Below are 15138 nucleotides of genomic sequence, written 5' to 3' on the forward strand. Positions count from 1 at the left end.
GTTTGGATACTCTCACCAGGCGAAGTCGGCCCCGTGGGTCGTCAGGTCAACTATGCACTGGAGCACTGATGCACGATCCTCGCGTTCTGCTCGATCCGGCTACCGAGGCTGTGCGAAAACTAGCTCGCCGTGGCTTCGAGCTCGACCTCGGACATCTGGAGAAGCTGACCAGTCAGCGGACCGCATCAGCTCAGCAGATCGACAGCGCTCGCAAGGAGTCGAACGAGCTCGCGCGCGAGGTTCAGCAGAGGGCCAAGGCCGGCGAGGATGTGGCCGAGCTGCGCGAACGCGCTCGGAATCTCAAGTCCGAGATCCAGCATGCGGAAGAGCAGCACAGGCAGTTCGAAGACGACCTTCGCGACTTTCTGCTCGGTATCCCGAACTTGCCAGACGACGAGCTACCAGACGGCAACTCCGACGAGTTCGCGGTCGAGGTGCGAACCTGGGGCACGGCCCCGACCTTCGACTTCACCCCACGAGACCACGTCGACATCGGCGAGAGCCTCGGGATCTTTGACTTCAACCGATCCAGCAAGCTCGCAGGGCCACGGTTTGCCGTGTTGAAGGGCGTGGGCGCTGAGCTCGAGCGCGCCATTGCCACCTTCCTGCTGCAGCTTCACACCAGGCGGCACGGGTATGTCGAGTTCTCACTGCCTGCGCTGGTCAATCGGCCGACGATGACGGGCACCGGGCAGCTTCCCAAGTTCGAGGAAGACCTGTTCAAGACCGGCGTAGCGGATCGCGAACTGTTCCTCGTGCCGACCGCCGAGGTGCCGCTGACCAACCTGCACGCCAGCGAGACACTGCAGGCAGAGTCCTTGCCGCTGGCCTATACGGCACACACGCCGTGCTTCCGTTCCGAGGCTGGCTCCTACGGACGTGATACCCGCGGTCTGATCCGGCTGCACCAGTTCGCCAAAGTCGAACTCGTTCGTATCGTCGACGCCGAGAGTTCTCGCGACGAACTTGAGATCATGCTCAGTCACGCGGAGACCTGTCTGAAGGAGCTCGGGCTTGCCTACCGAGTTGTCCGCCTGGCAGCTGGCGACATCGGCTTCTCTGCCGAGTACACCTACGACATCGAGGTATGGCTGCCCAGCCAGCAGTGCTACCGGGAGATCTCCAGCGTCTCCGACTGTGGCGTCTTCCAGGCCCGTCGTGCGGGTATCCGCACCAAGACCAAGGATGGCAAGCGCGGACTCGCCGCCACGCTCAACGGATCTGGGCTACCGATCGGCCGCACATTGGTCGCCATCCTCGAACAAGGCCAGCAAGCCGACGGCTCGGTCCGCATTCCTGAGGTCCTGCAGCCGCTGCTCGGCTACGCCGTGATCAACGCCGACGGCACTACCTCGGCGTGAGAGTCGGTATCTGCGACTTTCCCTCGGCCTACGCTTTCCCGCCGTACGGGTACGGCGGGATTGAACGCTGGCTGTGGGCAGTCGCGGTAGGTGCGCAGCGCACCGGCGTCGAGGCCGTGCTGATCGGACCGGCCTGGCGCGACGATCTTCCTGGTGGGTTCCGGCGTCTTCCGATCCGGCTTGAGCACACGACAGTCGAGAGCGATCGCTGGCACCAGCTCGACGCTCTCAACCTTGACCTGCTCGTTGTCGGGCACGAGTACCCGTCACTGAGCGCTTGGCGGGCGTCCTGGCAAGGCCTGGGTTGCGCCGTGGCAACTTTCCAGCATGATCCGAACTTTCAGCATGCTGCCGACGCGTTCGATGGTCGGCGGTCGCGGCTGTACTGCTATTCGCCGGAGATGATGCTGCGCTATGAGGCCCACCGGCCGCAGCAGGCGTTGAGCGTGCAGTTCGGCTTCGGCGAGGAAACGCCACCTCCTGCGGTCGCGGGTGGCGATCTGGTGTGGATCGGCCGCATCGATAGCGACAAGGCGCCTCATCTCGCCGCGCTGGCTGCCGCGAAACTGGGCCAGCGCTTGCGCATCATCGGCCCCACGCTCGATCCCGGCTATGTCGCCCGGCACCGTGCGATCCTGTCCGCGCCTCACGTCGAGTTGGTTGGCGAGCTGGCCGGTGCTGACAAGATCGAAGCTCTTCGGTCGGCCAGGACGATGATCTACACGTGCGCACGGGACTACGTCGAGGCAGGCGCTGCTGTATTTGGTGAAACTTTGCGATGTGGGACACCGGTGGCTGCGCTGGTCTGGCGTGCCGGGACATGTGCCGAGATTGCGCTGTGCGAACAGACCGGCGTCGTAGCCGAAGCGCACCCGCTGGACGATGACGAGGCCGCAGCAGCACGCCTGGCGGAGGCCATCATCGATGCGCATCGGTTGCGTCCAGGCCAGGTGCAGGAAGCCGGGCTAACGCGATTCGACCCTGCGCAGCACTTTCAGGCCCTAGCCTCCATACCGTGCTGAGCCTCGCACCCGACTACCCCTCTCAGCTCGCCGACGCCCTGCACACTCAGTTCGCCTCTCAGTGGCGGGTCGAGATCGATCAGCAGCACATCAGAGTTCGCCCACATCGCGCTGCTTCGAACCCCCGGCCACCGCGACGATCGCCGAACCCGGCGCACCTCGTCGCGACGATGGCAAGAACCTTCGACGACAACGGAATCCCGGCAGATGGCTTGCTGCCCGTGTGGTGGGGCCGTGACACCGACCTGACGATCTCGGCTGTCCAGGCACTCGATCCCTGGCTCAAGGATGGCGTCAACCGTGTGTGGCGGGAGGGCTTTCTGCCACAGCCCGTCGTTCGATTTACCGGTGAACGGGACAGCGACGGCCGCCTCCGGGATGGCTACCTGACCTCCTTCGTGAACTTGTCCTGCGTTCAACGCATCTCCGGCACGCACCATCATGCCCAGCTGATCGACATCTGGATCAGTGCACTGTCAGCCATCGGAATCCACGCCGGCAGATTGACCATCAGCGGTGACCTCACCGTCTGGCACCGCGGTCCGGTCAGCGGCATCACGCTGTTCTTTAGCTGCGACGGCAACGTCTTCGCCGATGCGGTGCTGCTGTGGCACACCGCTCGCCCCGAGTACCTCGCCACCGACATCGGTTCGGGCGCCGAGAGACTGGCGTGGATCTTGTCCAAAGTCAGCTGGGCCGAGACGGTGTTCGGGCCGACAGCGGCGCTCTGGGGCGTCGATCTTGTCGACGCGGTGCGGACCGCGACCTTGCTCGTCATGGCCGGCATTCGGCCAGGAGCCACCGGCCCAGGATCGGCTCTGCGTCGTGTCCTTCGCCCCGTTCCCGCCACGATGGCAGCGGCCGGGCTCGGACGCATCGTCCGAGCCCAGCGCACGTACTGGACCGCGATAGGCATGACCGGGCCCGGATGGCCCGCCATCGCTACCGCGCTCGAGGACGAGGTGCTGTCCGCCGAACACTGACGCCGACTAAGCGAGGCGCAGGTCCCCGTAGATGATCTCCGTGGTCAGCTCGGGGATCGAGTCCATGACCTGATGCACAACGAGTTCAACCACCTCCTCACCGACATCGGCTGCCGTCATGCGCACGAGCACCCGCCACGGCCGTTGCAGCGGCTGACCCGTAGCGCTGACGAGGTGCACCTCGCAGTAGCCACCGAACCGATCGTGAAGCTGCTGCGCGATTCGCCGAGCGGCCACGTTGTACAGCTTGCCGACGTGGTACACCGGGTTCTTTCCGTTGGCACCCTCAAGGTTCATCGGCCGCAACGGCGTGATCAACCCGTTGACGCGATTACCCCGCCCGACGACACCTTCGTCGCCCGACTCGATGGAACTGCCGCTGTAGGTCAGGTACAGCTCGTCGCGTTCGAGAATGTCCCGCGCGTTGAGACGGAACGTCGCCTTGTGCGACGGCAGCTCGGCCGCCGCGATCCGGCGGCACTCGACCAGCACCTCGTCAGAATTGTCCACGTACGTCGCCCGGTCCGGTACATGCGTCGATTTCTGGGGCACGCACAGCACGGCATCGAGCCGACTGCTGTCAGCGAGCACCATCAGCTTGACGTCAGTCCCGCACCACGGCCGAGAGGCCGTGAATTCGCTGACTGTGGAAAACGTGTCGACGAGGCGGCGAGCGAAGCGCTCAACCTCGTTGTCCGGGGCCCAGCCGGTCCCAAGCGAGGTGTCGTTGGCAACAAGCATCCGGCGTTCACGCAAGTCGTCGATCGACGACGGAGCAAACCACGACTGCCGCTCGGGAGCCACCTCCGCAGCGAACACCGCACCAGGACTGGAGTTCGCGGTGATGTTGAGCTCGATGCTGACATGATCGGCTAACTCGGGCAGCCGCGTGGCGAAGAACGCGCGAACCGTATCGGTGACCAGCTCGTCGACCGGCACACTGACCGGGCCACAAGACCGCGTGGCTCTGCCATTCACCAGCACACGAACCGGTTCTGCCACCCGCCCGCCGCCGTACCAGACCTGCGTGGCACCACCTAGCAGGGCGAGTTTGTCGAAGTTGTGGTGCAGCACCGCTCCGCAATGTTCAAGCGTCCAACGGCTGTAGACCCGTGACAACTCCTCAGCCAAGTGGTCAGCAAGCGTGTCCGGGTGCCCGGCGCCTTTACGTTCCAGCAGCGTGAAGGCAGTCCCCGCATCGATCCCAGTCTCTAGGCTCAGGCGGGTTTCGAAGGCCGAGCCCATCGCTGGCAGCCGCGCCATGTGATCTCCCAATGCCAGATAGCGATTACCCAAAGTGTTCAGGACGCTACTGGAGGGGTACGACAAGATCACCCGCTTAAGCAGGTCGGCCCTCGAACACGGTCATGGAGGGTGCGGTGCTGGCCAAGTGGCCAAGTGGCACGTCAGCGACGGAATCCGCGATGACGATCACGCGGTGGGACGTTGCCGAACTCCTCGAACCACGCCTCGGCCTCCCCTGTCTCGATCGGGAACCGGTGGCTGAGCAGCCCTTCGTAGTCCTTGTCCTGGAACAAGACATCCTGCAGCGTGTTCCAGTTGTAGTCCGCCTTGGAGGCAGGGAGGCTGGCCTCCAGGTCCGTGACGAGTTCGTCCTCGTCGCTGTAGAGGCGTTCGGCGTCCTGGATCGCCAGGTCGAGCGCGATTTCCTCGGCGGTGCAAGTCGGTGTGGGATACCGGCCGATCTGGAGATCGGAGCTGAGGTCGTCGAAGGTGCGGGCGTAGCGGCGCAGAAACCACTCGTCCAGATCCGCGATGCAAGGAAGCACAGCGCCCAGCGGGCCGGGCTGCCCGTCGCGGCACAAGCCGGTCCGGTAGATGTAGTCGTACGCCTCGTCGGCGAGGATCGCCAGCGCGTGCCCGAGCACCGCGGCCGTCCGCGGTGTCAGGATCGCCGGCAGGCAGATCTCGCACTCACCGTCGGCACATGCTGGGCAGGCGGCACAGTCATCACGGCACGTCCCGCAGAACTCGCACCGGCCGGGGCAGTTGGTCGTCGGGAACTGCAGAAAGCCTTCGTCGCCGATCGTCGGGAGTTGCCGAGCCACCCGCGAAGCGGCCGGATCCTCGGAAGCGGCGGCCATCAGGGTGGGCAGCACCCCGCCGACGGCGGCGCGGACCGGGTCTGGCGCGCCGTCCAGAACCGCCGACAAGTGCCGCTCGGCGGTGATCCGCTGTAACAAGATCCCGTTGAGCGCTGAGGCCAGCATGGTGGCCGAGGGCGCGTCGGGCAGATTGACCAGAATCTCTGCTTCGGGACCGTCGCCGCGGTCGATCATGGCCAGTACCTCGTGCGCGTTCAGCGTGTGGTGGGGCACGAAAGCCAGGTACGACCTGGTGGTGGCGGACATCGAACTCCTTGATGTGATCCCGAGTCGGGAGCCTATGGCCCGGTCACATTGTGGGCGAGCATCCGCTGTGCGCGTGTCACCGTGGACGAGCAGCACCACAGGCTCGTCGTGCCGTCGGCGTGCTGCAGCCCGTGCCGTCGTGGATGACCGGAATAGAGATCGGCGTTGGTCGGTGCTGCCGGCCGACAGACTGCTGGGAGCGAGGTTATGGCTCGCGAGAACGCCGCCAGGCTCGCGGTGCTCATCGATACGGACAACGCACAGCCGTCGGTCGTCGGGGGTTGTTGGCCGAGGTCGCCAAGTTCGGTACCGCGCACGTCAAGCGAGCTTACGGAGACTGGACTGGGACCAACCTGCGAGGCTGGAACGATCAGCTGCTGGCCCAGTCGATTCAGCCCATCCAGCAGTTCGCCTACACAGCGGGCAAGAACGCCACCGATGCGGCGATGGTGATCGACGCGATGGACCTGCTGTACTCGGATCGCTTCGATGGATTCTGCATCGTCTCGAGTGATAGCGACTTCACCCGGCTCGCAGCGCGGCTGCGCGAGTCTGGTTTGACGGTGTTCGGGTTTGGCGAACGTAAGACCCCCAAGCCGTTCGTCGCGGCCTGCGACAAGTTCATCTACATCGAGAACCTGTCCTACGCCGACGGAACGACCGCGTCGACGGGCGCGGTGGTCAAGACCAGACCGGCCGCGGTCTCCACCACGCAACTCAAGGCCGATACCGCGTTGGTCAACCAGCTGCGCAACGCCGTCGACGCGGCTTCCGATGACGACGGGTGGGCGCCTCTGGCGACCGTCGGGCACATCCTCATCAAGCAACGCTCGGATTTCGACTCGCGTAACTACGGCTACGCCAAGCTCAGCGAACTATTGACCGCGACCACCCTGTTCGAGCTCGACCACCGCCGCTCGGGCGACGGCAAACCGGCAGTCGTATACACCCGCGACAAACGCCGCCGCGTCGACAAGAAGACACAGACGGCCTCAGCGGACACGAGAAGCGATAACGACTCGGCTGTAGAGGATCCCCACGGGGTCGCCGGCGCCGTCAACTTGAACGGGTAGGCATCGCGCTGCTGTACGGTTTCGGCATTTTCCAGGCCAGAGCGGAACCATGCCGAAGCCCTCCAGTTGGGATTAGAGGACTCGGTGTAGTCACCCCGATGCTCGAATACGTTCTTCCTGCCGACCGGACATCCATCCTTGGTGGGCGCTTGCGGCGGTAGCGAGGCAGCGCGCCACAATCGGCGGTCTAATACAACCGCGTTCACATGGGATGCGTGGTTACTGCTAAATTGGGCTGACTCCATCAATTCTTCATCAATCCTGCGGGGTATGCGGAATGACACAGAAGGTCCTGGTACAGCTCATTGACGACCCGGACGGCACCACAGCCGTAGAACATCGAGACCGTGCAGTTCGGCCTCGATGGCACCACTTATGAGATCGATCTCAAGGCGCAGAACGCGGGCACCAGGAACGGACACGAGCTGTCTGATCGTGGCCGGATCCCAGCCCACGTCATCGACGAGTTCGAGAAGGATCACTGATGATCATGCGACCCGCGTGGGATGCCCCGGTGCGGTTGGCAAGTCACAGTCGCGATGGGAACAGACTTGGTAGCCGGCAGTAGGTCTTGTTGCGGAGCATGGTCACAGCCAGCGGGATGTCCGGACACGAAACCCGTCATCGCTACGGCAGGCGTGTGATTGTCACCGAAGGTGGCGAACTGGTCAAGACAAGACGCACTCTGCACCACCATCAATCCGAGCACGACGGCCAGAGCAGCGACCAAGCGCTTAACGCGTGCTCGTGTCACAGCACTGACAGCTTCCTTGCCCAGCACGCTCGCCAGGATAGAGGCACCCTGATTCAGCGCACCGCTTAGTGCAGGTATCGCCAATGGCTACCGCATCATCTTCCCAGGCGACCGGTCTTAGCCTCGGGCTTTCTCGCCGGTCGGGGTCACGGCGAACCAGACCCCATCGAGGCCGTCACCGAACGCGTCGCCGGCTTTTTCGTCCTCGACGTAGCGGTACAACGGGTGCCCGTTGAGCGTCACCTGCCTGAGGCCGTTGGGGCGCTCCGTCATGCCGAGAAGCACGGCGTCGATGCCGTTCGTGGTTTCCACCTCGGCCGTCAGCAGAGGCGTCCACTTCAGCGTGCAGTCGGGCTCGACGCAATTGGACTTCGGTGGATTCGTTGCATCCTTCTCGTACCGGTAGATGGTGTTCTGATTGTGGTCCACGAGGATCTCGCCGAGGTTCGGCGTCTGCACAACCTGAACTCCCATCCTGTACTCAGGTGACGTCTCTCCGTCGACTGCCGGTCCAGCAGGTCCGATCAGACCGAGTGAAGTGCCGTCAGGGTTCGTCGCGCAGGCACCTGTCAGCAGAAGCAACGCCAGCGCGGCCGCACCTCTCCGTGACACCGGGGCCCCCCTCCTGCGGCAGACGGTCTCCTCAATGTCTACGGATGTCGCGACCACCTCGTTCAAGGCCTGAGCCTGGAATTCCGAGCACGTGTCAACGACGCGCGGATTCACTGTTCAGGGGGCGTTCGCGTTGGCGCAACAGCAGCAGCCCAGCGCGGAGGTCACGGAACTGCACCCATTCCTCCCGGTGGCCGAACCCGGTGTCCGGATGGGCCCGCTGCGGCCGCGCACAGCAGATCTCGTCAAGGGCACGTTCGGCGCCTGACCCAGGCCACGGTCATCCTGCCTGGCGACAGAACCCGTTCCCGCCTTCGTCGCAGCCGTGCAACGCTCCCGTCCTGGACAGCTCCTGAGCAGCGTCACGGCAGGAGCCTCAGTGATCACCAACGGCCGGGTGGCGGCGCCGCCTGGCCATTGGACGGAGATCGAGATCGAGGAGGAGTTGTTGTCGTAACTGGACTCGACGAGGGTACGGTCGGAGTTGACCGTGTTGACCACGTCGTAGGTGCCGGACGGGACGTTGGTGAGGTCGAGCCACTGGAAGTCGACGTTGAAGCGGTAGTCGTCGCCGCTGCCGACGGAGATGCCCTCGAACATCTCGGTAGCGCGTGGATCGCCGTATCCGCAGCGGCTCTTCTCGAGGCGTTGCGCGAGCTGGCCTTCCGGGCTGGCGGTGTCGCGCACTGCGCCGGGCAACGTGTCGGCATCGGCGGTGCGGTAGCGGTCGCCGAGGCAGAACCCGTTCTTGCGGTCGGCGACAACGGTCTCGCCCCCTGGAGTCCGCAGCTGCAGCCGCGCGAATCCCATGAGGTGCCAGTGCCTGTGCATTCGGGCAGGCTCGTAGTACATCGACGTGGCGGTGGCACGCTCGGCTTCGTCGTACGAGCCAGGAATCGGCCCGCCTCGTCCGGTTTGGAAGGCTTGACGCACTTCCATGTCGGCGGAGCTTCGGTTTGGACGTCGGCCGTAGAGCAGCAAGGGACCGTCGCCGACGTTGTCCTCGGCGGTGGTGAACCGCAGTCGAACCGCTTGGATGTCGCCAGAAGTCACGCAGTCGCCATTGGGCGCCTGGGCGTCGGTGACCATGCAGACGTCCCAGTCCCGGCAAAGCGCGGGATCTCCGCCATAGCCACCAGGGCATCCGACCGGTGCTTGGCGAAGGTCCGGCAGCAGAGGCTGCTCGTTTGCCTGAGCCTGCGACACCAATGCCGCGGTGATCACTAAAGCCAGCCCTGCCGCACTCCAGAATCTGCCAGAACCCATGGCGGACGAGGCTAGTGCGAGAAGACACTCTTGGCCTTGATCCTAACTTCAGGTGTACCCGGCCGAGTGAACCGGAACAAGAAGTGTCTGCAGCTCGACACGATCGTCACCGGCAGGCCGGCCACCTCCGGCGGCGCGGCGAATCGGTCGCCCGTCTCGTACAACACCGAGCCGACGGCAGCGAACAGCAGTGCGCCCCCGTGCCCATGCCCGTGGCCCCTGACTCGGTGCCCGCGCGGGCGCAGGCCACACACACTCTCTACTATTGGCCATAGTTTTAGAGCGGACTCTGCGAAGCGGGACTCTCACATGGTCGAATCCGGACTCGTTCCCACCGGCACAGCTGATCCCGGTCAGGGGGAAGCTGCGAGGAACCGGCGAGATGTCGAGCTGTTCGTGTCCGGCATGACCTGTGCGGCCTGCGCGGCCAGGACGTCGCGCAAGCTGAACAAGTTCTCCGGTGTGGCCGCGACCGTCAACTTCGCCACCGGCCGGGCGCAGGTGACCGTGACCAGCGACGTGACCGACGAGGCACTCGTCGAAGCGGTCGTCCAGGTCGGGTACGGAGCCGAGGTCGTGCGGCCTGCGGAACCGGAGCCTGAGGGCCGCGACGAGGCGGAGCACGCCCGCGACCTGTGGCACAGGCTCGTGGTGGCAGTGGTGTTGTTCGTCCCACTGGCTGATCTGTCGATCACCTTCACCGTGCTGCCTGGTTGGCGTTTCCCCGGCTGGCAGTGGTTGCTTCTGGCGCTCGCGGCACCGGTGGTGTGCTGGGCAGCAGCGCCGTTCCACCGCGTCGCCGCACGTAGCGCCAGGCGTGGCGCCACCTCGATGGACACCCTCGTGTCGCTCGGGATCATCGCGGCGACGGCGTGGTCGAGCTACTCGATGTTCTTCGCGGCGGCGCCGCCCGAGAGTGTCGCCGGGATGTGGTTGTTGCCGCAGCCGGAAGGCGCGATTTACCTGGAGGTGGCGGCAGGCCTGACAGCGTTCGTGCTCGCTGGCCGCTACTTCGAGGCCAAGGCACGGTGGCGGGCTGGTGGCGCGTTGCGTGAACTGGCCGCGTTGCGTGCCGAGGAAGTCGTTCTCGTGCTCGACGACGGCTCTCACCACATCGTTCCCGTCGACCAGCTTCAGGTCGGCCGGCGGTTCATCGTCCGGTCCGGTGAGAGGGTCGCCAGCGATGGCGTGGTGGTCGACGGACGCGCTGCCGTCGACATGAGCTCCATGACCGGCGAGTCGGTGCCGGTGGAAGCCGCCGCGGGCGCCGACGTCATCGGTGGCACCGTCGTCCTCAACGGCACGCTGCTGGTCAAGGCCACGAAGGTCGGCCGGGACACCCAACTGGCCGCGATGGAGCGGCTGGTGGCGGATGCGCAGACTGGAGAGGCACCGGTGCAGCGCGTAGCGGATCGGGCGTCCGGCTATTTCGTACCCGCGGTGCTGGCGTTGGCGATCCTCACGCTCGCCGGGTGGCTCCTGATCGACGGCTCCGTCGAGCGGTCGTTCGCCGCCGCGCTCGCGGTGTTGGTGATCGCGTGCCCGTGCGCGCTCGGCCTCGCGACCCCGATGGCGTTGATGGTCGCCTCCGGCCGGGCAGCACGGCTGGGTCTGTTCATCAAGGGCTACCCGGCGCTCGAGTCGACGCGAACCATCGACACGGTCGTGCTCGACAAGACCGGCACGGTCACGACAGGCACGATGTCGTTGGTTGACGTGCACTGCGCCGACGATGTCGAACGCACCGAGTTGCTGCGACTGGTGGGCGCACTCGAACAGGTCTCCACGCACCCGGTCGCGGTGGCGATCGTCTCCGCAGCCCGCGCGGAGGTCGGCTCCCTGCCGCCGGTCTCCGGTTTCCGCGACGAACCCGGCCTGGGTGCCTCGGGGACCGTGGACGGCCACGAGGTGCGGGCCGGACGCGCGAAGTTGTTCACCGACCAGGGTTGCGCACTGCCCGCGGCGCTCGACGAACTGCGCGGCGAGTGGGAGCACCACGGCCGGACCACGGTGGTGGTCAGCCTGGACGGAGAGTTCGCCGGGCTGCTCGGCCTGCGCGACGCGGTGCGGGCCGACGCGCGGCAAGCGGTCGCCGAACTGCATGAGCTCGGTCTGCGCACGGTGTTGCTCACCGGGGACAACGAGACCACGGCCCGCACGGTCGCTGAGGAGATCGGCGTCGAGCGCGTCGTCGCGGGAGTCCTGCCGGGCGACAAGGCGGAGGAGGTGCGTCGGCTGAAGGCGGAGGGACGTGCGGTGGCTGTGGTCGGCGACGGGGTGAACGACGCTGCCGCCCTCGCCACCGCCGACCTGGGCATGGCGATCGGGGCCGGCACTGACGTCGCGATCGATGCCGCGGATCTCATCCTGGTGCGCGAGGACGTCACGGCGGTACCCGACGCGATCAAACTCGCCCGCGCGACGCTGCGGACCATCCGCGGGAACCTGTTCTGGGCGTTCGGCTACAACGTCGCGGCGATTCCTCTCGCCGCGGCCGGACTGCTCAACCCGCTCGTCGCCGGCGCGGCGATGGCGATGTCGTCACTGTTCGTGGTGTCCAACAGCATGCGCCTGCGGCGGTTCACGCCCAGTCCGGCGCAGCAGAACGACAGGACGTGACCACGGTGTCCGGTGCCGCACTGGCGACCATGCCCGACGTGAACCTGCCACCGCTGACGGTCGCGAGGATGTTCACCAGCTGGACGCTGGATCCGGCGATGGTGCTGCCGATCATCGCCGCGGGAGCCCTGTACCTGTGGGGCGTGAGAGTGCTGCGCCGCCGGGGTGACACCTGGGAACGCAGCCGCGTCGTCTACTGGTTCGTCGGGCTCGCCATCATCTTCGTCGCGACGTCCTCGGCGCTCGGCGTCTACGACCGTGTCCTCTTCAGCGTGCCCGCGATCCAGCACATGCTTCTGCAGATGATCGCGCCGGTACCTCTGGTCCTCGGAGCGCCGATGCGGCTGGCGATGCGCACCCTGCCCAAACGCGGCCGCGCGCTGCTTCTCGCGGTGGTGCACAGCGCCCCGGCACGCTTCCTCGCGCACCCCGCCATCACGTTCCTGCTGTTCTCAGTCAGCCAGTTCGTCTTCTACTACACGCCGCTCTACGACTGGTCGCTCACCAACGTGTGGGCGCACGACCTCTCCCACGTGCACTTCGTGCTGGCGGGGTTCCTATTCTACTGGTCGCTGCTGGGCGTGGACCCGGTGCCGCACCGGCCGCCGTTCGTCTTCCGGTTCGTCATGGTCGTCGGCCTCGGGCCGGTGCACATCCTGCTCGGCATCCCGATCATGATGATGGCGACGCTGGTCAGCGACTTCTACGTCGGTGCCGGCCGCCGGTCGTGGGGTCCCACTCCCCTGGCGGACCAGCAGATCGGCGGCGGTGTCCTCTGGGGATTCGGCGACGTGGCGGCGGCCGTGCTCGTCGGCGCGTTCCTGCGCCAGTGGTACCGCTCCGACGAACGGGAAGCGCGCCGGATGGACCGGCAGCTCGACCGCGCGCACGGCGAGTCGGCCACGGTCACCCCGTGGTGGCTCCTCGAAGAAGGCAACAAGTCGGCTGAACTGCTTGGGCCTCAGCGCGATTCCGAACGAACGAGCCCACGGAAGCGGTCCCGGTGACGATCTCGACCTCCCGCCGCGGCGGGCGACCTGTGGCGTGGCTGGCCGGAGGAACAGCTGTCGGACTGGTGCTCGTCGTTGCGCTCGTGTCCGGCAACGCTGACGCGTACGCGGCCATGGGCCTCCCCAATCCAGGAACCGTCACGAAGATCGGCACGTATGTGCTGCGGTTCGTGGCCGACCTGGCGGCCGCGCTCTGTGCCGGTGCGCTGTGCTATGCGGCATTCTTCGTTCCTCCCAAGGATTCCGGTGCCCTGACCGCCGATGGCTGGAGCGCGGTCCGGTTGGGTGGCTGGGCCGCATGGGTGTGGTTCGTCGCAGCCGCACTCCTGGTGCCGTTCGACGGCGCCGAGTCGACCGGTGTGCCGGTGACGGCGGTGCTGAGCCCCGAGGGCCTCGCGGTGGTGGTCTCCGTGCTGAGCGAACCGATCGCCTGGCTCGTCTCGGCAGTGGTGGCGCTCGTAGTCGCTCTGTGCTGCCACCGCGTACTGAGGTGGCGGCCGGCTGCCGGTCTCGCTGTGGTCGCTGTGATGGGCCTGCTGCCACCGGTCGTGGTGGGTCACGGCTCCGCGGGTCTGGCGCACGACGTGGCCATGAACAGCCTGATCATCCACGTGGTCACTGCGGCACTGTGGCTCGGCGTACTGGTCTGCCTGGTGCTGCACGTGCGTCGGGGCACCGGCAGGCCGGGCATCGCGATCAGGCGCTACCGGCGCTTCGCGTTCTGGTGCTGGCTCGCAGTGGCATCCTCGGGTGTGGTCGCCGCTCTCACGCTGGTCACCCCTTCGCAACTGCTCACCACCGAGTACGGCCGGACAACGCTCGCCAAGGTGGCCGTGTTCGCGTTGCTCGGGGCTCTCGCCACGCTGGCCCGCCGCAAACGAGGATTTGTCGCCCTCGTCGTGGCCGAGACCGTGCTCATGCTGGTCACGGTCGGGGTGTCGGCGGGCATGGCCCAGCAAGTGCCGCCGGCGCTGCTGGGAGCCGATCTCAACCCGCTCCAGGTCGCGCTCGGCTATCGGCTGCCCGGCCCGCCGGACGCGCTGAACCTGCTCCTCAGCTGGCGGCTGGACCTTCTGCTGGGCGTCGGCTTCCTCATCGCCGCCGCCGGGTACGTGCTTGCCCTGCAGCGGTTGCGCGCACGTGGCGAACGCTGGCCAGCGCACCGCACAGCAACGTGGCTGGCAGGGTGCGCCGTAGGGGTCATGGCGACATCGTCCGGCGTGGGTGCGTACGCACCGGCCAGCTTCAGCGTGCACATGGTGATGCACATGGCGCTCAACATGATCGCGCCGTTGCTGCTCGTACTCGGCGCGCCCGTCACTCTGGCCCTGCGGACACTCACCGAGGCGGAAGGTCCTCGTGAGCTGCTCGTCTGGGTTCTCGACTCGCGGCTGGCCCGGACACTGTGCCATCCGATCGTCGCGACTGTCGTGTTCGTCGTCAGCTACTACCTGCTGTACTTCGGCGGGGTCTTTGAGCCGGTGATGTCCGAGCACTGGTCGCGGATGGCGCTCAGCCTGGTCGTTCTCGTGAGCGGCTACCTGTTCTACTGGGTCGTCGTGGGCGCGGACCCGTCACCTGGGCGGCTGCCGCACCTCGGCCGGCTGGGCCTGGTGTTCGCGGTCATGCCGTTCCACGGCGTGTTCGCCGTGATCCTGATGAGCACGAACACGGTGATCGCCTCGAACTACTACCGCACGCTCGCCCTGGGGTGGCAGGTCGATCTGCTGGCCGACCAGCGACTGGCCGGGGTGATCTCGTTGGTCGTCGGCGAACTCGCCCTCGTGGCAGCCCAGGTCGTGCTCCTGGTGCAGTGGCAACACCACGACCAACTCGGCACCTTCCGAACGCTGCCTGCCGACCTCGACGACGAGGAGACCGCAGCCTACCGCGCCATGCTGACGAAGCTCAGGCGTCGTTGAACTGCTGGTCGTGGACGACACCGCGCTACTGCAGCAGACCGCTCCGCAGGTCACCCGCACCCAGGCTCCGGTTCCTCCGGTGCGACGGGCCCGTTCCTCGTGCTCGGCGCGATTGGTGCTCTGGCCGTGGGTCAAGCACAGGTA

11 protein-coding genes and 1 pseudogene are annotated in these 15138 nt (G+C 66.2%); 8 read left to right on the top strand and 4 right to left on the bottom strand.

Going from position 1 to position 15138, the window contains the following annotated elements:
- Positions 1 to 68 precede the first annotated feature (68 nt).
- The 3 genes from serS to BLR21_RS31785 are packed head-to-tail and all read left to right on the top strand — an operon-like array spanning position 69 to position 3366.
- Positions 69 to 1361, top strand: a complete 1293-nt coding sequence (gene serS, locus BLR21_RS31775) for a serine--tRNA ligase (RefSeq protein WP_090011841.1) — start codon at positions 69 to 71, stop codon at positions 1359 to 1361.
- Positions 1358 to 2383: a glycosyltransferase gene (locus tag BLR21_RS31780; protein WP_090011843.1), complete on the top strand. Its 1026-nt coding sequence runs from the start codon at positions 1358 to 1360 to the stop codon at positions 2381 to 2383. Before serS ends, BLR21_RS31780 begins: the two co-directional genes overlap by 4 nt.
- The gene (locus tag BLR21_RS31785; protein ID WP_143027956.1) at positions 2377 to 3366 is read left to right on the top strand and encodes a hypothetical protein; all 990 of its coding nucleotides are present in this window, start codon (positions 2377 to 2379) and stop codon (positions 3364 to 3366) included. The genes BLR21_RS31780 and BLR21_RS31785 overlap by 7 nt, the downstream gene beginning before the upstream one ends.
- A gap of 6 nt (positions 3367 to 3372) precedes the next feature.
- On the opposite strand, the gene BLR21_RS31790 is transcribed toward BLR21_RS31785, so the two are convergent.
- Positions 3373 to 4629 carry a methionine adenosyltransferase gene (locus tag BLR21_RS31790; protein ID WP_218131024.1) on the bottom strand — a complete coding sequence of 419 codons (1257 nt, stop codon included), beginning with the start codon at positions 4627 to 4629 and terminating at the stop codon, positions 3373 to 3375.
- Positions 4630 to 4772: 143 nt separating this feature from the next.
- Positions 4773 to 5666 (bottom strand): hypothetical protein, encoded by an 894-nt coding sequence (locus BLR21_RS44090; RefSeq protein ID WP_256335065.1) that lies wholly within the window; start codon positions 5664 to 5666, stop codon positions 4773 to 4775.
- Between the two features lie 356 nt (positions 5667 to 6022).
- Between BLR21_RS44090 and BLR21_RS31800 the strand changes: the two genes are divergently transcribed.
- Together BLR21_RS31800 and BLR21_RS31805 are read left to right on the top strand one after the other, a co-directional pair.
- Positions 6023 to 6811, top strand: coding sequence for an NYN domain-containing protein (locus BLR21_RS31800; protein ID WP_256335066.1), 789 nt, complete (start codon positions 6023 to 6025; stop codon positions 6809 to 6811).
- Positions 6812 to 7088: 277 nt separating this feature from the next.
- Positions 7089 to 7296: pseudogene (locus BLR21_RS31805) on the top strand (histone-like nucleoid-structuring protein Lsr2).
- Between the two features lie 386 nt (positions 7297 to 7682).
- On the opposite strand, the gene BLR21_RS41900 reads toward BLR21_RS31805, so the two are convergent.
- Positions 7683 to 8234 (bottom strand): COG4315 family predicted lipoprotein, encoded by a 552-nt coding sequence (locus BLR21_RS41900; RefSeq protein ID WP_256335084.1) that lies wholly within the window; start codon positions 8232 to 8234, stop codon positions 7683 to 7685.
- A 60-nt stretch (positions 8235 to 8294) separates the two neighbouring features.
- Entirely contained in the window at positions 8295 to 9443 is a 1149-nt protein-coding gene (locus BLR21_RS31815; RefSeq protein WP_090011849.1) for a lysyl oxidase family protein, read from the bottom strand.
- Positions 9444 to 9752: 309 nt separating this feature from the next.
- On the opposite strand from BLR21_RS31815, the gene BLR21_RS31820 reads away from it, so the two are divergent.
- The 3 genes from BLR21_RS31820 to BLR21_RS31830 are packed head-to-tail and all read left to right on the top strand — an operon-like array spanning position 9753 to position 14994.
- Positions 9753 to 12062, top strand: a complete 2310-nt coding sequence (locus tag BLR21_RS31820; RefSeq protein WP_090011851.1) for a heavy metal translocating P-type ATPase — start codon at positions 9753 to 9755, stop codon at positions 12060 to 12062.
- On the top strand, positions 12059 to 13069 hold the full coding sequence (locus tag BLR21_RS31825; RefSeq protein WP_090011853.1) for a cytochrome c oxidase assembly protein: 1011 nt from the start codon (positions 12059 to 12061) through the stop codon (positions 13067 to 13069). Before BLR21_RS31820 ends, BLR21_RS31825 begins: the two co-directional genes overlap by 4 nt.
- Positions 13066 to 14994 (top strand): bifunctional copper resistance protein CopD/cytochrome c oxidase assembly protein, encoded by a 1929-nt coding sequence (locus tag BLR21_RS31830; protein ID WP_256335068.1) that lies wholly within the window; start codon positions 13066 to 13068, stop codon positions 14992 to 14994. Before BLR21_RS31825 ends, BLR21_RS31830 begins: the two co-directional genes overlap by 4 nt.
- The last annotated feature ends 144 nt before the right edge of the window (positions 14995 to 15138 follow it).

The sequence above is a fragment of the Lentzea albidocapillata subsp. violacea genome (genome assembly GCF_900100275.1).
In the GTDB taxonomy this organism is placed as follows: domain Bacteria; phylum Actinomycetota; class Actinomycetes; order Mycobacteriales; family Pseudonocardiaceae; genus Lentzea; species Lentzea violacea.